At 50.8% G+C, this 22,437-nt stretch carries 23 protein-coding genes; 5 read left to right on the top strand and 18 right to left on the bottom strand.

Annotation, left to right across the window (positions count from 1 at the left end; all coding sequences use genetic code 11):
* Nucleotides 1–276 precede the first annotated feature (276 nt).
* Entirely contained in the window at nucleotides 277–1,152 is an 876-nt protein-coding gene (locus VPR01S_RS03445) for a LysR family transcriptional regulator (RefSeq protein WP_040902254.1), read from the top strand.
* 49 nt (nucleotides 1,153–1,201) lie between these two features.
* Here the strand turns inward: VPR01S_RS03445 and VPR01S_RS03440 are convergent, their stop codons facing one another.
* The 3 genes from VPR01S_RS03440 to fadI form a co-directional block, all read right to left on the bottom strand.
* Nucleotides 1,202–1,750, bottom strand: a complete 549-nt coding sequence (locus VPR01S_RS03440; RefSeq protein WP_021703909.1) for an NAD(P)H nitroreductase — start codon at nucleotides 1,748–1,750, stop codon at nucleotides 1,202–1,204.
* Nucleotides 1,751–1,892: 142 nt separating this feature from the next.
* Nucleotides 1,893–4,007, bottom strand: a complete 2,115-nt coding sequence (fadJ, locus tag VPR01S_RS03435; protein ID WP_021703908.1) for a fatty acid oxidation complex subunit alpha FadJ — start codon at nucleotides 4,005–4,007, stop codon at nucleotides 1,893–1,895.
* Nucleotides 4,007–5,314 carry an acetyl-CoA C-acyltransferase FadI gene (fadI, locus tag VPR01S_RS03430; RefSeq protein ID WP_021703907.1) on the bottom strand — a complete coding sequence of 436 codons (1,308 nt, stop codon included), beginning with the start codon at nucleotides 5,312–5,314 and terminating at the stop codon, nucleotides 4,007–4,009. Before fadI ends, fadJ begins: the two co-directional genes overlap by 1 nt.
* 517 nt (nucleotides 5,315–5,831) lie before the next feature.
* On the opposite strand from fadI, the gene VPR01S_RS03425 reads away from it, so the two are divergent.
* The 4 genes from VPR01S_RS03425 (at nucleotide 5,832) to VPR01S_RS03410 (ending at nucleotide 10,244) form a co-directional block, all read left to right on the top strand.
* Entirely contained in the window at nucleotides 5,832–6,395 is a 564-nt protein-coding gene (locus VPR01S_RS03425; protein WP_040902231.1) for a sigma-70 family RNA polymerase sigma factor, read from the top strand.
* On the top strand, nucleotides 6,388–7,113 hold the full coding sequence (locus tag VPR01S_RS03420; RefSeq protein WP_021703905.1) for a DUF3379 domain-containing protein: 726 nt from the start codon (nucleotides 6,388–6,390) through the stop codon (nucleotides 7,111–7,113). Before VPR01S_RS03425 ends, VPR01S_RS03420 begins: the two co-directional genes overlap by 8 nt.
* A 244-nt stretch (nucleotides 7,114–7,357) precedes the next feature.
* Nucleotides 7,358–8,653, top strand: a complete 1,296-nt coding sequence (locus VPR01S_RS03415; RefSeq protein WP_021703904.1) for an outer membrane protein transport protein — start codon at nucleotides 7,358–7,360, stop codon at nucleotides 8,651–8,653.
* A 292-nt stretch (nucleotides 8,654–8,945) separates the two neighbouring features.
* Nucleotides 8,946–10,244 (top strand): outer membrane protein transport protein, encoded by a 1,299-nt coding sequence (locus tag VPR01S_RS03410; RefSeq protein ID WP_040902230.1) that lies wholly within the window; start codon nucleotides 8,946–8,948, stop codon nucleotides 10,242–10,244.
* 44 nt (nucleotides 10,245–10,288) lie between these two features.
* Here VPR01S_RS03410 and VPR01S_RS03405 read toward each other — a convergent pair whose 3' ends face one another.
* From VPR01S_RS03405 to VPR01S_RS03335, 15 genes are all read right to left on the bottom strand, one after another.
* Nucleotides 10,289–11,044: an MlaA family lipoprotein gene (locus VPR01S_RS03405; protein ID WP_040902229.1), complete on the bottom strand. Its 756-nt coding sequence runs from the start codon at nucleotides 11,042–11,044 to the stop codon at nucleotides 10,289–10,291.
* A 73-nt stretch (nucleotides 11,045–11,117) separates the two neighbouring features.
* Nucleotides 11,118–12,335, bottom strand: coding sequence for a c-type cytochrome biogenesis protein CcmI (gene ccmI, locus VPR01S_RS03400; RefSeq protein ID WP_021703901.1), 1,218 nt, complete (start codon nucleotides 12,333–12,335; stop codon nucleotides 11,118–11,120).
* Complete coding sequence (locus tag VPR01S_RS03395; RefSeq protein ID WP_021703900.1) at nucleotides 12,332–12,817, bottom strand: cytochrome c-type biogenesis protein; 486 nt, start codon at nucleotides 12,815–12,817, stop codon at nucleotides 12,332–12,334. The genes ccmI and VPR01S_RS03395 overlap by 4 nt, the downstream gene beginning before the upstream one ends.
* A complete protein-coding gene (locus VPR01S_RS03390) occupies nucleotides 12,814–13,368 on the bottom strand; it encodes a DsbE family thiol:disulfide interchange protein (protein WP_021703899.1) in 555 nt (184 codons plus the stop codon). Before VPR01S_RS03390 ends, VPR01S_RS03395 begins: the two co-directional genes overlap by 4 nt.
* Nucleotides 13,369–15,327, bottom strand: a complete 1,959-nt coding sequence (locus VPR01S_RS03385) for a heme lyase CcmF/NrfE family subunit (protein WP_021703898.1) — start codon at nucleotides 15,325–15,327, stop codon at nucleotides 13,369–13,371.
* On the bottom strand, nucleotides 15,324–15,809 hold the full coding sequence (gene ccmE / locus VPR01S_RS03380) for a cytochrome c maturation protein CcmE (RefSeq protein WP_021703897.1): 486 nt from the start codon (nucleotides 15,807–15,809) through the stop codon (nucleotides 15,324–15,326). Before ccmE ends, VPR01S_RS03385 begins: the two co-directional genes overlap by 4 nt.
* A complete protein-coding gene (gene ccmD, locus VPR01S_RS03375) occupies nucleotides 15,806–16,012 on the bottom strand; it encodes a heme exporter protein CcmD (protein ID WP_021703896.1) in 207 nt (68 codons plus the stop codon). Before ccmD ends, ccmE begins: the two co-directional genes overlap by 4 nt.
* Nucleotide 16,013: 1 nt before the next feature.
* The gene (locus tag VPR01S_RS03370) at nucleotides 16,014–16,766 is read right to left on the bottom strand and encodes a heme ABC transporter permease (RefSeq protein WP_021703895.1); all 753 of its coding nucleotides are present in this window, start codon (nucleotides 16,764–16,766) and stop codon (nucleotides 16,014–16,016) included.
* A 127-nt stretch (nucleotides 16,767–16,893) separates the two neighbouring features.
* Nucleotides 16,894–17,562: a heme exporter protein CcmB gene (ccmB, locus tag VPR01S_RS03365; protein ID WP_021703894.1), complete on the bottom strand. Its 669-nt coding sequence runs from the start codon at nucleotides 17,560–17,562 to the stop codon at nucleotides 16,894–16,896.
* 2 nt (nucleotides 17,563–17,564) lie between these two features.
* Nucleotides 17,565–18,185 (bottom strand): cytochrome c biogenesis heme-transporting ATPase CcmA, encoded by a 621-nt coding sequence (gene ccmA / locus VPR01S_RS03360; protein ID WP_021703893.1) that lies wholly within the window; start codon nucleotides 18,183–18,185, stop codon nucleotides 17,565–17,567.
* A gap of 224 nt (nucleotides 18,186–18,409) precedes the next feature.
* The gene (locus VPR01S_RS03355; protein ID WP_021703892.1) at nucleotides 18,410–18,895 is read right to left on the bottom strand and encodes a DUF2802 domain-containing protein; all 486 of its coding nucleotides are present in this window, start codon (nucleotides 18,893–18,895) and stop codon (nucleotides 18,410–18,412) included.
* The gene (locus tag VPR01S_RS03350; RefSeq protein WP_021703891.1) at nucleotides 18,895–19,389 is read right to left on the bottom strand and encodes a chemotaxis protein CheW; all 495 of its coding nucleotides are present in this window, start codon (nucleotides 19,387–19,389) and stop codon (nucleotides 18,895–18,897) included. Before VPR01S_RS03350 ends, VPR01S_RS03355 begins: the two co-directional genes overlap by 1 nt.
* A 38-nt stretch (nucleotides 19,390–19,427) precedes the next feature.
* Nucleotides 19,428–20,549, bottom strand: coding sequence for a chemotaxis protein CheW (locus tag VPR01S_RS03345; protein ID WP_021703890.1), 1,122 nt, complete (start codon nucleotides 20,547–20,549; stop codon nucleotides 19,428–19,430).
* Nucleotides 20,542–21,318 (bottom strand): ParA family protein, encoded by a 777-nt coding sequence (locus VPR01S_RS03340; protein ID WP_021703889.1) that lies wholly within the window; start codon nucleotides 21,316–21,318, stop codon nucleotides 20,542–20,544. Before VPR01S_RS03340 ends, VPR01S_RS03345 begins: the two co-directional genes overlap by 8 nt.
* Nucleotides 21,319–21,328: 10 nt before the next feature.
* Nucleotides 21,329–22,435 (bottom strand): protein-glutamate methylesterase/protein-glutamine glutaminase, encoded by a 1,107-nt coding sequence (locus VPR01S_RS03335; protein WP_021703888.1) that lies wholly within the window; start codon nucleotides 22,433–22,435, stop codon nucleotides 21,329–21,331.
* Between the last annotated feature and the right edge of the window lie 2 nt (nucleotides 22,436–22,437).

Genomic DNA, 22,437 nt, shown 5'->3' with positions numbered 1-22,437 from the left:
CGCCTCACACTTCCAATAAATACAGCTGTCGTGATTATTGTTATTACGCGCGCTCCCCTCATCACGTAAGGGTTGAGCTGCCTTCAGTCTTAAGTTTAGATGTTTATTAAAAAGTAGTCGCGAATCTATTTTTATACAAATGTTCCACTTTTCATTCGTGGCACATACTATATGTACGTAATATCGTAAAAATCACCAGTTGTTGATGTGACTCAAGCCTTAACATCTGATATACCTATAAATTACCGCAATTCGTAATAAGATGTGTCTGGAATGATGAAATTAGATGATCTCAACCTATTTCGACTGGTTGTCGAAAATGGGAGCTATACCGCAACTTCTCGCAAGACAATGATTCCTGTCGCGACCATCACCCGACGCATTCAGGCGCTTGAAGACGCTCTGAATCTGAGATTGCTCAATCGTCACGCGCGCAAGCTGTCATTGACCGAAGCAGGCGAACGCTTTTTTCAGGAATGTTCCCCGCTGCTACAACGTTTGTCTATGACCGCAGAAGAATTGACGGATGAATGCCGTGGCGCCGCAGGGAAAATCAAGATTTCTGCCCCATCGAACCTGACTAAACGCATGATGATGCCGATGTTTATTGAGTTCATGCGACAGTTCTCCGAGATCAATATCGAACTGACCACCAGCAATCACGCCGATCAGTTGGATCCAACCGAATGGGATGTAATTTTCCGCGTAGGTCCGCAACGTGACTCCAGCCTGATCGCCAGAAAAATTGGCGAAGTCAAAGACATTTTAGTGGCCAGCCCAGACTACCTAAAAAACAACCCGGCCCCCAAACACGCCGAAGAGCTGGCAAATCACTCGTTGTTGAAAGGCCATCCACTGATCAAATGGCAGTTGTCCAATTCATCGGGCGAAACCGTCGTCAACAACGATAATGGTCGTTTCCAGGCCAACGCGCTGAATGTCGTGCGTTCTGCGGTGTCTGACGGGCTTGGGATCACCCTAATGCCCGACGTGATGTTGCGTGAGTATATCGATGACGGCAGCCTGGTTCGCGTATTAGAAGATTGGAGCGCCAACCCGCGTGATATTTACATGCTCTACAACCACAAAGATCACCTGCCAGAGAAAGTACGTCTGTTTATCGATTTCGTCATTGCCTACAACATCCACTGACAAAAAGGCCTGTGAATATCACAGGCCTTTCTGATAGCGCTCTTACCAGTTACAGATACTCGACAAATTTGCCCAGCTCCCGCTCTGGCGCTTTCATTGGTGAGCAGCCCGGAGTGCCGAGATACAGGAAGCCAACGATCTGATCTTCACCTTGTAAGCCAAACGCTTTGTGCACCTCCGGATGGAACATCCACTTGCCTGAACGCCAGAAGCCCTGAAAACCTTGTGCCACCGCGGCCATCTGCATCGCCTGTGCAGCACAACCGGCGGACAAGTACTGTTCCAGTGGCGGCACTTTCTCATGTTCCGTTACTCTGGCAATCACCGCAATCACCATTGGGGCGCGAAACGGGGCATTTTTCAGTTTATCGATCACCGTATCTTCGCTGTTTTCCATTTCAGCAGCCTTGACCAGAATATCAGCCAGTTTCTGCAAACCCGACCCCTGGCAAATCACAAAACGCCACGGAGTCAAGCCGGCATGATCGGGCGCACGCAACCCAGCGCGGATAATGTTTTCCAAAGCTTTACCTTCCGGTGCCGGCGCCGAAAGCTTGGCGATTGAACGTCGGTTCAACAGCAGTTCAAGAGCGTCCATTTTGAATCCTTACTTCACTGATTATGCGCACATCATAGCAAACACGCCTCACAGTTGCAGCGCATCGCACAGCGATTTGCGTTAAGGCTAACAAACAAAAAAGCGGGCCTGTGGCCCGCTTTGTCATCAACGCATGTATGACTTATTCATAGAATGGCTTGTCCAGCCCGGCTCGGGTCAGTAACCCGTCACACGGTGCGAAACGATCACCGTATTTCTTCGCGTGATCGTTCATGATCTCGACCAGCCGTTTGATGCCAATCTGATCCATGTAACGGAATGGTCCACCGAGAAACGGTGGGAATCCGATCCCAAAGATCGCCCCAATGTCGCCGTCACGTGGGCTACGAATGATGCCCTCATCCAAACAACGTACCGCTTCATTGAGCATTGGCAATACACAACGCATCGCAATGTCGTTCGCGCCTAGTTTGGATTCCGGCGTCAGTTTCAGCAGCTTATAAATGCTCTTATCGACGTCTTTTTTCTTGCCTTTGTAGGTGTAGAAGCCCTTGCCACTCTTACGACCTTTGCGTCCGTCGTTCAACAAGGTGTCAAAAACGTCCGGCCCACGAAAACGAACACCCAGTTCATTGATCAGAATCGGCATGATCTTAGCGCCAATATCGATGCCCACTTCATCCAGCAGGGTTATCGGGCCGACCGGGAAACCAAAATCCAACAACGCAGTATCAAGATGGTCAATCGGCTCACCAGACATCAGCACCTGAGCAGCTTCATTCATGTATGGCGCCAAAATCCGATTCACATAAAAGCCCGCGCAGTCTTTGACGACAATCGGCGTTTTCCCCTGCTTCTTCGCCAGGGCTACCACGGTCGATACGGTTTCATCAGACGTCCCCGCATGCGGAATCACTTCCACCAGCGGCATCTTCTCTACCGGACTGAAGTAATGCAAACCAACCACATTTTCCGGACGCTTGGCTTGTGCTGCAATCTGGTGAATCGGCAACGACGACGTATTGGTCGCAAAAATCGTGCTCGGTTTGGCATTGGCCTCAATGTCCGCCACCATCTGCTGCTTCAGCTGTAAATCTTCAAACACCGCTTCAATCACCACATCCGTATGATTGAAGGTGGTAAAATCGGTTCCGCCCGACAACTGCATCATTTTGCCCTGAAGCTGAGCTTTGGACAAAATGCGGCGCTTACGTTGTTTCTCAAACAATTTGTAGTTGTACTGCAGTGCATTCAACACACCATCGTTAGCGACATCTTTGATGCGTACCGGTACGTTGGCTTTGGCAACGCTAACATGGCTGATGCCAGCGCCCATCAGACCGCCACCTAGCACAGCCACACGCGAAACCGCTTGCGGTTCGGCGTCGCTGCCGTGTTCCTTTTTCATCTCGGTTGTGGCAAAGAATATCGAACGCAGAGCCCTGGATTCAGCGGTCATCACCAACTCACCAAAGCGGCGTGCTTCAAGCTCCAGACCGTCTGTCATGCCCTTTTCTAAACCATGACGAATCACATCCAGGATAGCCTCAGCGGCCGGATAATTGCCGCGGGTTTTTTCGCGGGTTTTCTTCGCTGCCTGTTCAAAAATCAGTTTGCGTCCGACCCCGGTTTGAGACATCAGTTTCTCTTTGGTCGACACTTTTTTGTTCGGTTTCTTTTTCCCCTTTTCAAGGAAGCTCTTCGCAACATCAAGCAAGACAGTCTGTGGCACGCTGGCATCCACCACACCCAGTTTCTTCGCTTTCTTCGCGCGCAGCTGTTTTCCTGTCAGAATCAAATCCAGTGCAGGCAGCAAGCCAATCAGACGCGGTAAGCGCTGAGTACCACCAGAGCCTGGCAGCAGACCGAGTTGAACCTCAGGCAACCCAAGTCGGGTGCCATCTGCATCACTACAAACGCGATAATCACACGCCAATGCGAGCTCCAGGCCGCCACCCAGACATGGGCCATGAATGGCTGCCACGACCGGATACGGCAAATCAACCAAAGCCTGGAACATCTGTTGGCCTTGCTTGGCCAACGTTTCCGCTTCTGCCGCACTCTTACACGCTTCCAGCATGCGCACGTCTGCACCAGCCACAAAGTTGTCTGGTTTGAGAGAATGGAGAATCAGGCCTTTAATGCCTTTCTCATTTTTCAACTGCGTCAAAATATCGCTCATTTCATCAGCAAACGCAGCCTGAAGAGTATTCATTTTTTCGCCCGGGACGTCGATAGACAGCCAGGCAATATTCTGTTCGTCAACCGTCAGGTTAAACGCCTTTGCATCACTCATTATTCAACCTCCAGAATCATTGCCGCGCCCAGACCACCCGCTGCACACGCGGTATTCAGCGCCAGACCACCACCGCGACGTTTCAGCTCTCGCAGAGTCTGAGTCATCATTCGCGCTCCGGTTGCCGCAAAAGGGTGACCGTACGCAATGGAACCGCCCAGAACGTTAAACTTCTCCATATCGATCTCACCAATCGCCTTAGAACGACCCAGTTTTTCCTGCGCAAACTGAGTACTGGCGAACATTTTGACGTTCGCCAGTGTCTGCGCAGCGAAGGCTTCGTGCATATCGATCAAAGTCAAATCAGACAAGGACAGGCCGGCACGTTCTAGCGCCAGCGGCGTTGCGTATGAGGGGCCCATCAGCATGTCAGTCTCAACACCGATGGCAGAAAACGCATAGGAGCGAATGTAGCCCATGATTTCCAGACCCAGTTCTTTCGCCCGACCTTCTCGCATCAGCATGACCGCAGCCGCACCATCGGTAAGGGGCGTCGAGTTCGCAGCCGTGACACTGCCGTACTGACGGTCAAAGGCCGGACGCAGTTTAGCGTAACCTTCCAGCGTCGAGTCATGACGGACATTGTTGTCTTCCGCCAACCATTTTTTGTACGGTTCAGGGAAAGCCGTCATTACTTCACCGGCGATCTTGCCGTCTTTCCAGGCTTGTGAAGCCAATGTATGAGAACGATGTGCTAACGCGTCCTGATCAGCGCGACTGATGCCATGGGATTTGGCCATCTGTTCTGCGGTCTGCCCCATCGATAGCCCGGTCGAATACTCTGCAACCGCCGGCGGCACAGGCATCAGGTCTTTAAGGCTGAGATTTTTCAAAAGACCCAGCTTCTGACTGAGCGTTTTAGTTTTGCTCAGGGCAAGCAGGTTAGCCGCCAACGTTTTCGAGACACCAATAGGCAAAACCGAAGAGGAATCCGCACCGCCAGCAATCCCGATGTCTATCGTACCGGCCATGATGCTTTCCGCGACATTCACCGCAGACTGGAAACTGGTGGCACACGCACGCGTGACGCTGTAGGCGTCGGTATGGATGCTCATACCGGTGCCCAGTACGATTTCACGTGCAATGTTGGGGGCTTCCGGCATCTGAACCACCTGTCCAAACACCACCTGCTCAATCAGTGTCGGATCGATGTCGGTTCGGGCCATCATTTCACTGACAACCATTTTGCCAAGGTCCACGGCCGGAACTTGACTGAATTCAGTACTTTGACGTGCAAATGGTGTGCGCAGCCCCGCTACGATAGCGACACGTTCGCCTGAACGTGTTTTTACTTCCTGCTTGCCCATTATTTCTCCTTAAAGATAAGAGGTCTGACCTGATGTATTGTAACGAGATTGTTAAAACAATCAAACGCCCGTTTAAATAAACGTGATATTGGCATCGAAACACGCTGTTAGTGTAGTCGAAACCAATCATTCAAACGTTGGTAACAGGTTAATAATTCAGAAATTTTAGTGGAAGAGTGATTCGGCGGGCAAAAAAAAACCACACAAAATTGTGTGGTTGGAATATATAAAGCAATTAACTTACGCCAATTGAAAGTAATCAGTTTCCTGATTAGGAGAAAGTAAAGTCAGCCTTCAAAAGGAAGTGTCATCTTGCTCAACACGTTAGTCACAAAGACTAACTAGATGACAAGGTGTACTATAACCCCTACTCGGTATAAGATTTTGAATTAGATCAATTTTATGTTGATTTACTCAAACAAGGTTGCAAATCGCTTGTCAGCCGTTTGATTGACTTACACTTAAATATGTTCGACGTATATAACTATAAGATTCACAGGGCGATTCGGAGGCTCATGTGTCAATAATCAGATTTTTCGGAAAGAAAAAGTCCGATGATCCGGTCAACTCGGATATGGACAGACAAAGAAAATATGAAGCGCTTGTCAGAGCGTATCATCGCGATTTATACCGCTATGCGTTCTGGTTGTGCAAGGATCAGAGCGTGGCGGAAGATCTGGTGCAGGAAACCTGCCTCAGAGCCTGGAAATCGCTCGATAGCTTGCAAGACGACAAAGCGGCCAAATCCTGGCTGATTACCATTTTAAGGCGGGAAAACGCGCGGCGCTTTGAGCGCAAACAGCTGGACTTGGTGGACATTGACGATCACGGTAACGACGCCAAAATCAGCGATGATGCTCATCATCAGACGGAATGGGTTCAAGCCCAAATAATGAAGTTGGATGTCGATTATCGCGAACCTCTGTTTCTTCAGGTTGTCGGAGGGTTCAGTGGAGAAGAGATCGGTGAAATACTTAACCTCAACAAGAACACGGTAATGACACGCCTGTTTAGAGCCCGCAATCAACTCAAGGAGATGCTGGATTCTGAAGATAAACTAAGGGGGCATCAGAATGGATGATTTAGAATTTCGCCGCCGGATTATGTCGGATCCCAAAGACCGCGATAAACAAGTCCAGGACGCGATGAAAAGCAGCGACGCCAACAAGAAATTTGCTGACGACATTTTGGATTTGGATGCCAGACTTGCGAAAGCGATGACGGTTCCCGTTCCCGATGATCTGGCAGATCGCATTCTGTTCAATCAGTCGTCCTCACCGGATAATGTCGTACGGCCCAACTTTGCTAAACGCGCCATGGCGATGGCGGCGTCGATTGCCTTTGTGTTTGGTCTGCTGGTTGGGCAGATCAACTGGGGTAACCTGGTTGTGTCTCCTGCCCAGGCAAGCCTTGCTGATATGGCGGTGAAGCACGTAATTGACGAAAGCGCTTTTGTCGATAATGTCGACGAGCAAGTCAGTTCGACGCAAATTAACGCAAAGATGCAACCTTTCTCCTATCACATGGATTCGGCTTTTCCTTACCATGTGTACTACCTTAACCACTGTGGTTTTGGTCATTCCAACGCCGTTCATATGGTGTTTCAGGGCGACAAAGGGAAGGTCACTCTTTTCCTCACTGGTTTGCCAGCACCGAAGCAGGAAAGCTTCGAAAAAGATGGCATGTCAGGGGTCATCGAACCCATAGGTAACACCAGTTTGATACTGGTTGGAGAAAAAGGTGAAGATGTAACAAAAATCGCTGAAAAGATTGCCAAAATGATCAAACCTGCCGCTTAAAATGAATATAGCCCGAACGATAAGTTTGGGCTATATTTTTACCTCGCCAATAGAGTCTTAACTCTAAAAAATATCAAAATCGCGCATTTTCCTGCTAGATAACCATCATTTCTACAATTTTGTCACCCAATTAGACAATGGTCGGATTTCTATTATCTACACTAAAGCATAGTATCAGCCACCAACTGAGCATTTGCTCAAAAATAACGTCCACTTAGAGACGAAATAAAAAGGAAAAGCATAAATGAACAAGACGCGTCTGTTTAAAAAGTCGCTACTAGCAGTGACTGTCTCTCTCGCCACGCAGCAAGCAATGGCTGCAGGTTTCCAATTGAATGCACAATCTGCAACTGGCCTTGGCCGAGCTTTCGCCGGTGACGCTGTCATCGCAGACAACGCTTCGGTAATGGCACGTAACCCAGCAGCAATGGCTCTGTTTGACAAAACTTCTCTGTCACTGGGTTTTGAAACCATTACCACCAAAATTAAAGTGTCTGATGCCACCTACTACGGTGCGACCGGCGCTGTTGATCCAACTTACACTGGTGTCGATGCTGACTACGACGACGCTGGCGCGACGTCTGTTGCCCCTAACATTCACCTGATCGTTCCGATCAACGAAAAGTTCGCTGTTGGTGCCAATGTCTACTCAAACTTTGGTACCCGAACTGATTTCAGCAGCGGTTACGTAGGGGGTGAGTACGGTGGTGAAACCGAAATCATCAGTCTGAACTTCGGCCTGGCAGGCTCTTACCGCCTGAATGAACAGTGGAGTTTTGGTGCTGGTCTGGATCTGATCTACGGCCAAGGCACACTGAAACGTAACTTCAGCAACAAATTTTATGAAGGTCCGGTTTTACCACCAGCCGTAGACAATGGCCAAACTGCAACGCTGAACGCGCTTAACGGTCAATCCATCCTGGATGTCGAAGATGCCGATGGTTGGGGTGTCGGGTTCAATATCGGTACGGTTTACGAACTGGACAAAGACAACCGCTTTGGTCTGGCATACCGTTACAGCCCAGAGATTGAGGCCAAAGATGGCTCGAAAAAAGTCACGTTGCCCCTGCCGGATATCGCAGAGTTCTCCGGCTACCACAAAATTCCAGACACTAAGTTTGCGGTACACTACAGTGTGCAATGGATTGGCTGGTCAGATTTCGACAAAATTGAGTTTGATAACGTCGCCATCAGTGAAAAGGCCTATGAGTGGCAAGACGGCTGGCACTTTGCTCTGGGTGGAACCTACTACCTGAACAACGACTGGACACTGCGTGCAGGTTACATGTACGACACCAGCGCTCAGGATGACGTTACCTCCATTTCCGTTCCGGATTCGGACCGTCAGTGGTTCTCTGCTGGCTTTACCTACCACATCAGTTCAGCGTCAAACATCGACTTTGGCTTTACCTACCTGATGGGCGATGATGTTGATGTCAGTGAATCAACAGAAGTCGGCGGGCAAACTGTTTCGAGAATTACAGGCACAACTCACGCTGATGCCTATTTGGTTGGCCTACAGTACAGCCACACGTTCTAATTCAGAATCCACGTTTGATTCCAATCTAAAGGGCTGGTTTTCCAGCCCTTTTGCTTAACTCTTCATTACTTTCTGGCTTACATCTGTGAGCATAAAGGGCGTTTTCGTAACACGGGTGTTCGCTCAAAATCTTATACAGCTCAATAACAAACCACATTTATATCTAATAAAACACCAGTTTTAGGTGTTTTATCTTAAAAAAGAATCTTAAGGTGATTTTTATTTTTAAAGCTTTCGCTCTAACTTTAAGATCGTTCGACTTGATAGCATTCAGTTTCAGCGAACATTTACAATGAAAACAAATAAATCTCTTGTGTCACTGGCCGTGGCATTTGGCCTGACCGCATTCACCACCACCACTCAGGCCGCTGGCTTTCAGCTAGCAGAATACTCCGCAACAGGTCTAGGCCGCGCGTACGCCGGTGAGGCAGCAATGGCCGACAATGCCGGTGCTCAATGGCGCAACCCAGCCATGATGACCTACCTGCCAGGCACACAAACTTCAGCCGGTGTGATTTATGTGGATCCAAACGTCGATATCGACGGCCACATTAACGCAAGCGGACAGCAGTTGCCGGCATCCTCAGATGACTTTGCTCACGATGCCTTCATCCCAAGCTTTTACTTGTCGCACCAACTGAGTGAGCGCCTGTTCCTCGGCTTAGCACTAAACACCAACTACGGCATGGAAACCGAACTGTCGAATGACTTTTCCGGCTCCCACTTTGGCAATGAAGCGATGGTGAAAACCATGGAAGCGAACGTCAACATCGCATACAAAGTGACTCCGGCGGTGAGCCTGGGCGGCGGTTTGCGCTACGTACGTGGTGAAGGTCATTTCGGTGCAACAGTACCAGCCCAGACGGAACTGGCCACTCAAGGCATACTCAAGCAAGGCACGACGCTGAAGTACATGGAAGGTGATACCGATGCATGGGGTTGGCAGGCCGGGGCAGCATGGCAGATCAACCCAAACCACCGTATTGGCTTTGCCTATAAATCGGAAGTCAAACTGGATCTGGAAGGCCACGCGGAAGGCATCGGTTTTGGCCTGCAAAATGGCCAACGTCTGAGTGGCTCTATGGAGCTACCTATGCCTGCGACCGCGGAACTGGCCAGTTTCCACCAGCTGACTGATCGTCTGGCCATGCATGCCAGCATCAACTGGACCGACTGGAGCGCTTTCGAAAAACTGGAAGCGGACCTGGATGTGATTGGCAAGCAGATGGTGAAAGAAGAAAACTGGCGGGACAACTATCGTTTCGCTATCGGGGCCACGTATCAGCTTGATAGCAAACTGGCACTGCGTACTGGTGTGGCGTACGACACATCGGCAGTCAGCGATAAAAACCGCACCATCACCATTCCGGAAACCGACCGCACCTGGCTAAGTGTCGGCGCCTCATACGACGTCACGAAGAACTTCAACTTAGATGCGGGCTTTACTTATATCATCGCTAAAGACGCAGACATTGTTGAGTCGCGTGGCTACCCTTCGGATGACGCAGCTCAGGATGTCGGCGGCCAGTTTGTCGGTGAGATATCCGGCAGCGTCTGGTTGGTGGGTGTTCAGGCAAACTACCGCTTCTGATCCCGATCCAATAAAAAGGCTTGGTTTTACCAAGCCTTTTTTATTCAGAACTCTTCGTCCAAATATTCATCCAGATACTGCTCTTCGTCTTCACTGTATTCATCGCTTTGCGCTTCCGCAGTAAAATCACGACGTTGCAGGTAAACATCACGCGCCAGCGCGTACGGATCCGGTGAGTTTTCTAATACAGCTTCCTGAGAAACTAACGCGGCCCGAGTCTCCATGCCTTCCAGCGCCCATTTACCCGCTGCGGCCCAGATATTCAGGTATGACAGAGGCAGGTACAAACCGTCCACCACATCGGTCGATTCACGCACCGTCCATGGCCCATAGCCAGGCACCATCACGTAAGGACCATTACCCACCCCATAATGACCGACGGCATCACTGAATGCTTTGTCATCGTATTTGGTGATACCGGCTTCAGAAGCGATATCAAAAAGACCAAAAATACCAAATGTGCTGTTGAGGAAAAAGCGGGTGAAGTGGTCCACGGCCTTGCTGCCGTTTCCCATGATCAGGTTATTGATCACGCTGGATGGTTCATCCAGGTTAGAGAGAAAATTGGCAATACTGCTGCGCACCGGTGTCGGCACGTAATTGACGTAACCAAGAGATACCGGTCGGACAAAATAGGGATCCAGGTAGTCGTAGTTGAACGTCCACATGGTCCGGTTAAACCCTTCGATTGGGTCATTCACCTTAGGGTTGGGCTCGGCGTATTCAGGTGCACTGGTACAGCCCACCACCAGGAGACAACTCATTGCCGCTGACAAAAATCGTGACTTTTTAGTCATCATAATTATTCTATTCCATACAAAAAGGCCGATGCATGCACCGGCCTATTGGCTCATTAAATGCAATTGCTGGCTATTAATACTGTTTATTAATCTCAACTGCAACCGGTTCGCCTAATTTCACCGCTTGGCTCTCACCATACCAGTCACCATCACGCGTTGCGACATTGCCGTCTTCATCAATCCGGACCCGCACCATAATGTTGTCCAGATCCGACAGCTTGCGCCCCTGTACCATGCTGTTCCCGTCATCAAGAACAACCGTTCTCGGGAAAGCTCCCAGTGGATAGCGTGCTGCCGCAACTGGCATCGGCGCACCATCGGCACTGTGAATCGAAACAATCAAAGCCGCATCAGGGTTAGCACTGATACCCTGTGCCAATGAGATGGTCACCGAAACCGATTTTCCTTCGCCTACAGCTTGCCCCATCTGCTTTTTCGCATTGGCAATGCTGCGGGTCAGCATTTCATAACGCTCGTCGTCCGGCCCAATCATCTGCTGCATGATGGTCCAGTATTTCACTGCCCCAGCATAATCCTGTTGCTCGTATGCATCAAAGGCCAAAAGTGAGAATACCCGAATATCAACATAGTCTTTTTTGAGCAAGGTGCCCAATAACTCACGAGCTTTGTCTTGATCGAATTCATCCGGCGACAACATCAGTGCCTGTGCATAGCCCAGCTTGACGTCGTCGTTATCCGGCTCTAGATCATACGCGTGTTTCATCGAACCTGTAGCGGTTTCCACGTCACGGTTAGCCAGACCAATCCGTCCCAACAGTAACCAACCGGTCGAATCGTTGGGTTGGTAATGTAAGCGGGTACGCAGCGCCAGCGTCAGATCGTTCATCTCGTCTTCCGTCAGGGCTACGCCTTGTGGTGACATCAGTTTTTTTGATAATGCCGGCAGATTTTCACTCACCTGTTGCCAATGCTCGACCTGCTGACTCCCACCAAATTTGAAATACATCGCGTAGGACAGGCCCACCACCAACAGAATCGACGGGATCAGAATGGCCCGAGTCGATACCGTGTTGTCAGAGTTCGGTTTATCACCACCCGGAATATCATCCAGCAACGACTGTTTGAGGTCGGAAATCAAATCCTGTTGATCATCTACCAGCCCTTCCTCAGTTTCTTCTTCCAGTTCCGACAGACGGTCTTTATAAAACGCTTTGTTGAGTTCGTCCCGCAGCGCGGCATCGTTGTTGACTTTTTTCTTGATCATCGGCATCGCGATAAAGAAAACCGCGATCAGGACAAGCGCCACCGTGGAAATCCAAAATAGTGTCATGACTGCTTATCTCCGTCGTTCTTCTCTTCATCCAGCAAGGCTTTTAGCCGCGATTCTTTTTCGTCATCCCAAGTTTCCGTCTGAGTCACTCGTACTTTGCTACGTCGACTGCGCAGGACAATCACCCCAAAACCGATCACGATCACCACCAGCGGGCCAAGCCATAAAATCGATGTCGATGCTGTAAACGGGGGGTTATAGGTCACAAAGTTGCCGTAGCGTGCCACCATGTAATCCACGATTTCCTGCTTAGATTTGCCAGCTTTGGTCATCTCATAGACTTTCTGACGCAGATCCTGCGCCAGTTCCGCGTTGGAATCGCTGATGCTGTTATTTTGACATTTCGGGCAACGCAGAGTGTGGCTCAACTCTTTAAATTGCTGCTCTTGCTCTGGTGTATCAAATTCATATACCTGAATGGCAGCCATGGCCAGTGTTGAAATACTCAGGCTGGCAACGATAGCTAGGAGGAATTTTTTCATTGCTGCGCCTCCTCAAGCATTGACTGATAGATTGGTTGCAACTGAGTCTTCCAGTTTTGCGGATTCACATCCCCCACATGGCGATAACGAATCACACCGTTAGCATCGATCAAGAAGGTTTCCGGTGCACCGTACACGCCCAAATCCAGCCCCAGCATGCCGTCGCCGTCGAACAGGCTAATCAGATACGGATTGCCCAGTTCATTCAGCCATTTCACGGCTTTGTCACGCTGATCTTTGTAATTCATACCGATGATCTTAACGCCGTCGCCCGCCAGTTGATTCAGGTACTGGTGCTCGGCGTAACAAGTCGGACACCAGGTCGCCCAGACGTTCAGCAGCAGCGGCTCACCTTTAAAAATCGACTGGTCGTACAACTTGCCGGGTTCAGCCAGATCTTCCAGACGAAAATCGGGTACCGGTTGACCAACCAGTACTGACTCCAGTTTCGTTGGATCATCACCTTCTGAATTTTTCACCAGTTGAGTCGCAAACACTGCCACCAACCCCAGGAAAGCAAGCAATGGAATAAAAAGAATTTTCTTGTTCATTTACGCCTCCTGAGTTTTTACCGTTTTACGAAAACGGTAACGTTTATCACTGATGGCCAGAGCACCACCCAGCGCCATCAACAGGGCACCGGCCCAGATCCAACGCACAAACGGTTTATAGTAAATGCGCACCGCCCAAGATTTGTTGTCATCCAAGCGCTCTCCCATCGCAATGTACAGATCACGGGTCACGGCGCGATCGATGGCCGCTTCAGTCATCATTGAACGAGCCGTACGGTAAAAACGTTTTTCGGCGTGCAGCGTATTAACATATTGTCCGTCGCGAGTGACTTCGAAGTCGGCAATATAACCGTCGTAGTTCGGGCCGTCTTTGTCACGCAGCCCAGCAAAGTAGAAGTCGTAACCTTCAATCTGATAGTGCTCACCCGGAGCAAGGCGTACATCGCGTTCGATGCTGTAATTCTGCACCATGGCAATACCAATAACCGTCACCGCCAATCCGATGTGCGCCAGCATCATCGACCAATGGCTGCGCTGCAGTTTCTTCAGACCGGTGAAGAAATCATGACGGTGCGTCGCTCGCTCATACAGCTCCACGCCGTGCATCAGAATGATCCAGAATGCCATCACCCAACCAATGAACGCCATGTTACTGAAGTGAGGCGACAGCAGTTGGACCAGAGCGGCGGCGGCAGCCAGAGAAATCGCGCTGCACACCAGCATCGGCTTGACCAGCTTGGTCAGATTATCGCGCTTCCAGCGCAGCAGCGGACCAATCCCGAGCAGGAAGGCGAATGGAATCATCAACCAGGCAAACAACATATTGAAGAACGGAGCCCCAATAGACACAGAGCCTAAGCCAATTTGCTTGTGTACCAATGGCAGCAGCGTCCCTACCAGCACCACCACTAAGGCAGCAATCAGCAGGACGTTGTTGGCCAGCAGCGCGTTTTCACGCGACACCAGTTCAAAATTGCCTCGCACACGTACTGACGCACCTTTGAGTGCGAACAGAAGCAGCGAGCCCCCAATTACAAACACCAGGAACCCCAGAATAAACATACCGCGAGACGGATCGGATGCAAACGCATGCACCGAAACCAAGATACCCGAACGCACCAGGAATGTGCCAAGCAGGCTCAAAGAGAACGCCGAAATCGCCAGTAAGACCGTCCAGGCTTTGAACGTGCCGCGCTTTTCTGTCACCGCCAATGAGTGCATTAGCGCTGTGCCCGCCAACCAAGGCATGAAAGATGCGTTCTCGACCGGATCCCAGAACCACCAGCCGCCCCAACCCAGTTCGTAGTAGGCCCACCATGATCCCAGAGCGATGCCCAATGTCAGGAATAACCAGGCAGCGGTAGTCCACGGACGCGACCAACGAGCCCAGGCTGTATCAAGCCGACCAGTCATCAGTGATGCAATGGCAAACGAAAACGCCACCGAGAAACCAACGTACCCCATGTACAACATCGGCGGGTGAATGATCAGCCCGGGGTCTTGCAGTAGCGGGTTCAGATCGCGGCCGTCGATCGGGAAGAAAGGTAAGGTACGGATAAACGGGTTAGACGTCACTATAATGAACAGTAAAAAGCCAACGCTGATCATGCCCATTACCGCCAGAACACGGGCCACCAACTCCTGCGGCATGCCACGGCTGAATGTCGCCACCGCCACGGTCCAGCCCGCCTGGATCAGGACCCAGAGTAACAGGGAACCTTCGTGAGCCCCCCAAACGGCCGTTAGCCGGTAATACCACGGCAGTTGGCTGTTTGAGTTACTGGCCACATACTGCAACGTGAAATCATTGGTGTAGAAGGCCCACAGCAAAACACAGAATGACAGCATCAACAATACGAACATGCCCCAGGACAGCGGGCGGGCGGTATTCATCAGCATCGTGTTGTTACGCGATGCGCCCATCAATGGCAGAATGCTCAGCAGCACTGCCAGTGCCAGCGACACGATTAAGGCGAAATGGCCTATCTCAGCAATCATTGACCGCTTCCTTGTTTTTGTTGTTCGGTGTACTTCAGAGGCTGATGGTTTTTCTGCATCGCTTCTGCAATTTCCGGTGGCATATATTCTTCATCGTGTTTCGCTAACACTTCGAAAGCTTCGACCGTCGTGGCATCTTTTAACACGCCTTGCGCCACAATCCCCTGCCCTTCACGAAAAAGGTCCGGCAGAATACCGTCGTAAACCACCGTGACTTTCGGGCCAACGTCATGCAATAAGAACGATACCCGTAGGGACTCCGGATCGCGTTTCACGGAACCTTTGACGACCATGCCACCAATACGCAAACGCTGACCGACTTCTGGCTTCGTGCCGTCCGGTTTTCCGTTCACCAGCTCAGTCGGCGTGTAAAACAGATCCATATTCTGATTGAGTGCATACAGGATAAGGCCCACTGTTGCCGCAATGCCAACAAAGATCGCCAGAACAATTCCGAGCCTCTTTTTACGTCTTGGGTTCATAAGGTGTTCTCCATATTTTTAGCCGCATCAATTCGAGCCTGACGTTCCACTTTTGCCTGAACGTCTCGCAGCAAGCGCTGGCCGCGACGAAGACTGACCAGCAACAGAATAAGCAGAGCCAGGAAAGTAATGCCAAACGCACTCCACACATAGCCGGCGTAGCCGCCCATGGCAAAAAAATCACTCAGCGATTCAAAATGCATGTTACTCACCTCGCCCGGTTTTTGCGGTTGCTAGAGTCACCACCCAAGGGCGGTGGCTTTCTTTACTGATGATTTCATTTCTCAAACGCACCATGGTGACCGCGCCGAAAAAGAACGCGAAGCCAAAAATATTCAGCAGCAGTGGCCACAGCATGTCACTGGAAATCGACGGTTTTTCAAACTTAGTAATGGTGGCGCCCTGATGCAGGGTATTCCACCACTCGACAGAGAAGTGAATGATCGGCAGATTAACCACACCGACAATCGCCAGAATGCCAGCTGCTTTCGCGGCAGTCTTCTGGTCATCAAACGCATGCGACAGGGCAATAACACCCAGATATAGGAACAACAGAATCAATTCAGACGTCAGACGCGCATCCCACACCCACCAGGTGCCCCACATCGGCTTACCCCAGATAGCCCCCGTTAGCAGCGCAATAAAGGTAAATACCGCACCAATTGGCGCCATGGCTGATACCGCCATATCAGACAGCTTCACTTGCCACACCAGACCGATGAAGGCTGCAATGGCCATCGACATGTAGACCCCCATCGACCAAATCGCCGCGGGAACATGGATATAGATGATCCGGAAACTGTCACCCTGTTGATAGTCTGCGGGTGCATAAGCCAGCCCCAAAACCGTACCGATGCTTAAACACACCAGTGCTAATGCGCCAAACCAGGGTAACAATTTACCGCACAGCTGATACGCAGATTCGGGCTTGGCGTAGGGATGAAGCCATTTCCACATTGCTTGTTCTCACTCTTACTTCGTATTGTTGAACGCGTCCCCAGTGCTTGGTGACAAACTTCACACTAATGTAACGCGGGCACATTTTATAATTGCTTTTATTGTCTTTAACTTTGATCCAGTCGACCTAATTTACACTTACCCGGAGAGCAGCGCTGATCGCAAACGGCGTCAAAGTGGTCGCCCCTGCCAGCATCGCCCCCAAAATCGCTAACTGCCCGTTATACGCCATGTTAAGGGACGCGGCATCAATCGCAGAAGTGGCAAAGATTAAAACTGGAATATAAAGCGGTAAAACCAACAGGCTCAGTAGCACACCGCCTTTTTGCAGGCCCACCGTCAGCGCAACGCCAATGGCGCCGATGAAACTCAGAGTCGGCGTACCGACCAGCAGGGTCAATACCACAGCCAGCCAGGTATTAAAATCGAGTGACAATAAGATCGCCAACAGCGGACTGATCAGGATTAGAGGCAAGCCCGTCAAAAGCCAGTGCGCCATGACCTTGGAGATCACCACGATCGGTAGCGGGACCGGCATCAGCATCATTTGCTCCAGTGATCCGTCCTGAAAATCATCACGGAACAAACGTTCCAACGAAAGCAGCGCGGACAACAAGGCAGCCACCCATACGATGCCCGCTGCAATGCGGGCGAGCAAGCTTGGCTCTGGGCCGATGCTAAGCGGAAAGAGGGTAATAACAATAATGAAAAACCACAGCGGGTTAAAAATGTCGGCCTGACGACGGAATGCGATAAGGAGTTCACGGCGGACAATGGTGGTCATGGCAGCGATCATGCTCAGTCTCCCAACTTAATTTTGCGCAGTTTGGGATTGTCAGCAAACATGTCCTGATGCGTGGTCAGAATAACAATGCCTCCCTTTTCCGCTTGTTGTAGAAACAAAGCTTCCAGCACTTTGACTCCTTGTTTATCTATGGCCGTCAAAGGTTCGTCCAGAATCCATAACTTATGCTCACTTAGCCACAAACGCGCCAGAGCAACGCGGCGTTGCTGGCCCGCGGACAACTGCGCCACAGGTACGTCTTCTCGCCCCGCCAAACCAACTTTCGCCAGAGCAAAGTAAATGTCATCTCGAGTAAGCAGATTAGTGGCATACAGTGACTGATAAAAACGCAGGTTTTCGTATGCGGTCAGCTCACGCTTGACCCCGGTCTGATGACCGAGAAAGAGTAAATCCTGATGATACTCATCACGACTGTTTTCTATGGTTTGTTGATTCCAACACACTTGTCCATCATCACGATCGCCCAGACCCGCGATGATACGCAGCAAGGTGGTTTTCCCTGTGCCATTACGCCCTTCAATCTGAACCAGTTCGCCCGATTGTATGGTAAAAGAGAGGGATTCGAAGAGAATTCTTTCATCACGGATGGCCGTGAGTTGTTTTACTTCCAGCATGCGTTAATTAAGTGCGAAATCAGAGCGCTAAGTTTAACACAGCCAACTTAAGACTAAACAGAATAAGACCATTACGAGTCACGAAACTACGTAAGAATCTGTTAATAATTAGTCACTTTTTTATCCATGTAACTCTTTTTGGTTACATTCTGATATTTCCTTACCTCGGTAGTACAAGTGCGCGGAAAGAAAAAGGAAGCCCTTGGGCTTCCTTCTGATTCATTCTATTTGCGTACCGGGCGCCGGCGCGTTAATTGAGCGTCTTGCTCCCCGCCTAACGGGGGCACTCGCTCCTTACCGGCGAGCTTTTTCTGCAACGACAACATCAATTCAGCTTCGGCTTTGGGCAACTCACACTCTTCAATCAGCTCGTTCACATCGGCACCAAGCTGAACCATTTTACTGGCGCGCGAATAGAGCCGCGCGTCATTGTCGGCATTCTCCAGTTCGCTGATGCGCTCGTTGAGATGCTGAATGATGTCTTGTTGCTCACTGACTCGTTGGCCTAGGCCGACCACGACGGAACGCACTTCAAGCAACTGCTTATTGGCTTTCTGAACTTCTTTGTCCAGTGCTCGCTGTTGTTGTCTGTGTTGATCCGCTGCTCGCACCATGCCGCGTTTCATGCTCAACATGGCTCCCCCCAAGATCAGGAGCAGCACCGCCAGCACGATCACGACGAGGGGCAGGTTAGTCGACAGAACATTCATTACAGATGAGCCATCTCATCCCATTCGTCGTCTGTCAGAAGCTTATTCAGATCCACCAGGATCAGCAGTTTGCCGTCACGATTGCTAACGCCTTGAATAAACTTGGCGCTCTCATCCGTGCCCACACTTGGGGTCGTGTCGATTTCAGACGATTTCAGGTAAACCACTTCGGCCACACTGTCCACCAGAATACCAATGACCTGACGCTCTGATTCGATCACAATAATACGGGTGTTATCGGTGATTTCACCTTCCATCAATCCAAAGCGAGAACGTGTGTCGATAACTGTCACAACGTTACCACGCAGATTGATAATACCCAGAACGTAGTTTGGCGCGCCCGGTACTGGTGCAATTTCTGTATAACGCAAGACTTCACGAACCTGCATCACGTTGATGCCGTAAGTCTCTTCCTCTAACTGGAATGTTACCCACTGAAGTACTTCGTCGTTAGACTGATCTTTTCTTACTTCAATTTCATTTGCTTGAGACATACCTTATCCTCTCTGCGTCGTGACCGACAAAAAACTCTTTATTTTTCCAGCGCTTTTACATCCAAACCCGCGTTGAGCATTGAGGTTAACGCAGCAACGTGGATCAAAGCGCACATTTTTTCTTTGACCATACCAGCCAGCCAGGGGCGTTTGCCTGCCTGCTCTCGCCAGCGTACTTTATCTGTATTCAGCAGCTCAGTGCCCAGGAGTTGGTTGCCTGCCAGGCCCCACATGCTCTCTCCCAGCATCACAACGTACTGATAACCGTTCTTGTAGTCATCGCCTTTCAGTTTATCGGCCATCACCCATTTGGCGGTATCGACTACGTCTATCTGATGCTCACGGCTGGTTTGCAACCCAAGGTACCATTCCGGCCGTCCTATTAAATGGTTTAGGTCACTCAGCCGATGGATACCACCCAATTCATCCAGAGGCACAGCGAACGTCACACCGTTGACCTCAAAATAAAGAACCTGAAAATCCTGATCCCGCTGAGTGCTTTCCCAGTCAATCACCGCTCCGGCCCCACCGGTTTGCGTTTCTAGCACCACCTCGGGTTCAGTACTCAAGTGCATTTCTGTGACTGGCTCAGCGTCAACACGTTCTACGAGTTCTGGTTCTGGTTCTGGTTCTGGTTCTGGTTCTGGTTCTGCAACCGGTATGACCGTCTCGTCAGAAATGTCCCATTCCTGGATTTCTTCTTCTGCCACTGCCACCGCGACACGCTCTTCCGCGATCTGGCGAGTGTTCTGTTCCAGTACCTCTTCCAGATGCAACTCTTCCACTGGATTGGCATTTTCGAGCTGTCTGAGCAGCCGCTCAACATCCTCAAGATTCGGCAATTCCAGTTCTTCTGGCTGAGGTCGATAACTTGCAGCGGCCACCGCCTGCTGGACCATCAATTCTGGCTCTGGCTCTGGCTCTGGCTCTGGCTCTGGCTCTGGCTCTGGCTCTGGCTCTGGCTCTGGCTCTGGCTCTGGCTCTGGCTCTGGCTCTGGCTCTGGCTCTGGCTCTGGCTCTGGCTCTGGCTCTGGCTCTGGCTCTGCAAGAGTAGCCTCGACCGTACCAGGTTCGTCAAGCAGCTCCGTTTCCTCATCCAGCAGAGAGGTGAAATAGTCTTCTAACGCCTGCTCACTGGAGAGCTGATTCAGATTACTCATCCAGTGCTAACCTCTCAAGATACAACAACAACTGTTTGTAGGCGAATACACCTCGGCTACCCGATGCAAAATGAGACACCGGCAGGTTCTTCAGGCTCGCATCTCGAAACTTAGTGTCAATCGGCACGGCTGACGTCCAAACCTGATTCGGGTAGTCCTGCTTAAGCTGCGTCAGCGTCTGCAATGAGGCTCGGGTACGCTTGTCGTACATCGTCGGTACAATCGTTACCCGGAACCCTTTGCTGCGTGACTTCTGCATAATGCTCAACGTGCGCACCATGCGTTCCAGACCCTTCATTGCCAGAAATTCGGTCTGAACCGGGATCAGTATTCGATCGCTGGCCGCCAATGCGTTGACCATCATCACACCAAGGATCGGTGGACAGTCGATCAACACATAATCGTAATGTTTACGCAATGCCAACAGAGCACGCTTCAAGATTAACCCCATCCCACTGCGATTGCCCATCACCCGATCCAGCGTCGCAAGAGACATGTGCGCCGGAATAAGATCGATGTTGTCGATTTTGGTTTGCAAAATCATCGGCGCCACAGTGTCGGCCGTAAATTCTTTCAGTTGGAACAGGTCAAACAGGCTGGCTGGCACACTGTCGGAGTCAAGCCCCAGATAGGTGGTCAGCGAAGCGTGCGGATCAGTGTCCACCAGGAGAACGCGTTTCCCCTGCTGACTCAGCAGTCCGGCTAACGTGATGGTCGTGGTGGTTTTCCCCACCCCACCTTTCTGGTTAGCGACACTCCATACAATCATGCCAGTACCTCTACGCTAGTCCGACTTCAACCAGCATCCGTTCCGCAATGCGTTCCAGAGGCAGATCTTCACTCGAGATACCTGCTTTGGCGACCGCCTGAGGCATGCCGTAAACCACACAGCTCTCTTCGTCCTGAGCCCAAATGGTCGCGCCGGCCTGCTTGAGCATACGTGCTCCTTCACGGCCATCAGCGCCCATGCCGGTCAACACCATCGACAGGACTTTATCACCGTAGATTTTGGCAGCGGAGCCGAAGGTAACATCGACACAAGGCTTGTAATTCATGCGCTCACCGCCATCCAGAATACGCAAACGCGATGCGCCCGGACGACCGTCAACCATCATCTGTTTACCGCCCGGTGCCAGATAAGCAACGCCCGGTTTGAGCACGTCGCCGTCTTGCGCTTCGCGGACTTCAATTTTACACAACGAGTTCAAACGGCTGGCAAATGCGGCCGTAAACGTCGCCGGCATATGCTGGATCAATACGATCGGATGCGGATAACTGGCTGGCAACTTGGTCAGAATTTTCTGCAAGGCCACTGGCCCTCCCGTTGAGGTACCGATTGCCGTCAGCTGATATTTCTTACCGGAGGCTTTAAAGCGTGCGGCGGCCGGCGCTGCTGGTCGTGCCCCACGTGTTAATGGCGCGCTGCCCGGTCTGGCGGCGGTGGTTGCAGCCGTTGGACGAGGGGCTACCGGACGACGCATCATAGTACGGCGCGAAGAAATCTGGATGACGCGTTGCTGCAACAGGCTAACGGCTTCGTCACGATTGCGCGCAATGTCTTCAAACTTCTTCGGCAGAAAATCGAGTGCACCGGCATCAAGTGCATCCAGCGTCGCTTTCGCCCCTTCATGAGTCAGGGACGAGAACATTAGGATAGGAACCGGCTGTTTCGCCATGATCTCACGTACAGCAGAAATGCCGTCCATTACCGGCATTTCGATGTCCATCGTGATCACATCCGGCTTAAGCTGTATCGCTTTATCAACGGCCTCTCGGCCGTTGGTTGCCACATCAATCACCTCAAGACGAGGTTCAGAATTAATAATTTCGCTTACTCGGCGGCGGAAGAAACTTGAGTCATCTACCACTAATACTCGAATCGCCATAC

The organism is Vibrio proteolyticus NBRC 13287 (assembly GCF_000467125.1).
Taxonomy (GTDB): domain Bacteria; phylum Pseudomonadota; class Gammaproteobacteria; order Enterobacterales; family Vibrionaceae; genus Vibrio; species Vibrio proteolyticus.
Note: the sequence above shows the minus strand (reverse complement) of the source record. Positions and strands in the feature narration are given on the sequence as shown.

Bases quoted from the DNA above. Each gene is read 5' to 3' on its own strand.
- VPR01S_RS03445 (WP_040902254.1), top strand. From the start codon at position 277: ATGAAATTAGATGATCTCAACCTATTTCGACTGGTTGTCGAAAATGGG.
- VPR01S_RS03440 (WP_021703909.1), bottom strand. From the start codon at position 1,750: ATGGACGCTCTTGAACTGCTGTTGAACCGACGTTCAATCGCCAAGCTT.
- fadJ (WP_021703908.1), bottom strand. From the start codon at position 4,007: ATGAGTGATGCAAAGGCGTTTAACCTGACGGTTGACGAACAGAATATT.
- fadI (WP_021703907.1), bottom strand. From the start codon at position 5,314: ATGGGCAAGCAGGAAGTAAAAACACGTTCAGGCGAACGTGTCGCTATC.
- VPR01S_RS03420 (WP_021703905.1), top strand. From the start codon at position 6,388: ATGGATGATTTAGAATTTCGCCGCCGGATTATGTCGGATCCCAAAGAC.
- VPR01S_RS03415 (WP_021703904.1), top strand. From the start codon at position 7,358: ATGAACAAGACGCGTCTGTTTAAAAAGTCGCTACTAGCAGTGACTGTC.
- VPR01S_RS03410 (WP_040902230.1), top strand. From the start codon at position 8,946: ATGAAAACAAATAAATCTCTTGTGTCACTGGCCGTGGCATTTGGCCTG.
- VPR01S_RS03405 (WP_040902229.1), bottom strand. From the start codon at position 11,044: ATGATGACTAAAAAGTCACGATTTTTGTCAGCGGCAATGAGTTGTCTC.
- ccmI (WP_021703901.1), bottom strand. From the start codon at position 12,335: ATGACACTATTTTGGATTTCCACGGTGGCGCTTGTCCTGATCGCGGTT.
- VPR01S_RS03395 (WP_021703900.1), bottom strand. From the start codon at position 12,817: ATGAAAAAATTCCTCCTAGCTATCGTTGCCAGCCTGAGTATTTCAACA.
- VPR01S_RS03390 (WP_021703899.1), bottom strand. From the start codon at position 13,368: ATGAACAAGAAAATTCTTTTTATTCCATTGCTTGCTTTCCTGGGGTTG.
- VPR01S_RS03385 (WP_021703898.1), bottom strand. From the start codon at position 15,327: ATGATTGCTGAGATAGGCCATTTCGCCTTAATCGTGTCGCTGGCACTG.
- ccmE (WP_021703897.1), bottom strand. From the start codon at position 15,809: ATGAACCCAAGACGTAAAAAGAGGCTCGGAATTGTTCTGGCGATCTTT.
- ccmD (WP_021703896.1), bottom strand. From the start codon at position 16,012: ATGCATTTTGAATCGCTGAGTGATTTTTTTGCCATGGGCGGCTACGCC.
- VPR01S_RS03370 (WP_021703895.1), bottom strand. From the start codon at position 16,766: ATGTGGAAATGGCTTCATCCCTACGCCAAGCCCGAATCTGCGTATCAG.
- ccmB (WP_021703894.1), bottom strand. From the start codon at position 17,562: ATGATCGCTGCCATGACCACCATTGTCCGCCGTGAACTCCTTATCGCA.
- ccmA (WP_021703893.1), bottom strand. From the start codon at position 18,185: ATGCTGGAAGTAAAACAACTCACGGCCATCCGTGATGAAAGAATTCTC.
- VPR01S_RS03355 (WP_021703892.1), bottom strand. From the start codon at position 18,895: ATGAATGTTCTGTCGACTAACCTGCCCCTCGTCGTGATCGTGCTGGCG.
- VPR01S_RS03350 (WP_021703891.1), bottom strand. From the start codon at position 19,389: ATGTCTCAAGCAAATGAAATTGAAGTAAGAAAAGATCAGTCTAACGAC.
- VPR01S_RS03345 (WP_021703890.1), bottom strand. From the start codon at position 20,549: ATGAGTAATCTGAATCAGCTCTCCAGTGAGCAGGCGTTAGAAGACTAT.
- VPR01S_RS03340 (WP_021703889.1), bottom strand. From the start codon at position 21,318: ATGATTGTATGGAGTGTCGCTAACCAGAAAGGTGGGGTGGGGAAAACC.
- VPR01S_RS03335 (WP_021703888.1), bottom strand. From the start codon at position 22,435: ATGGCGATTCGAGTATTAGTGGTAGATGACTCAAGTTTCTTCCGCCGC.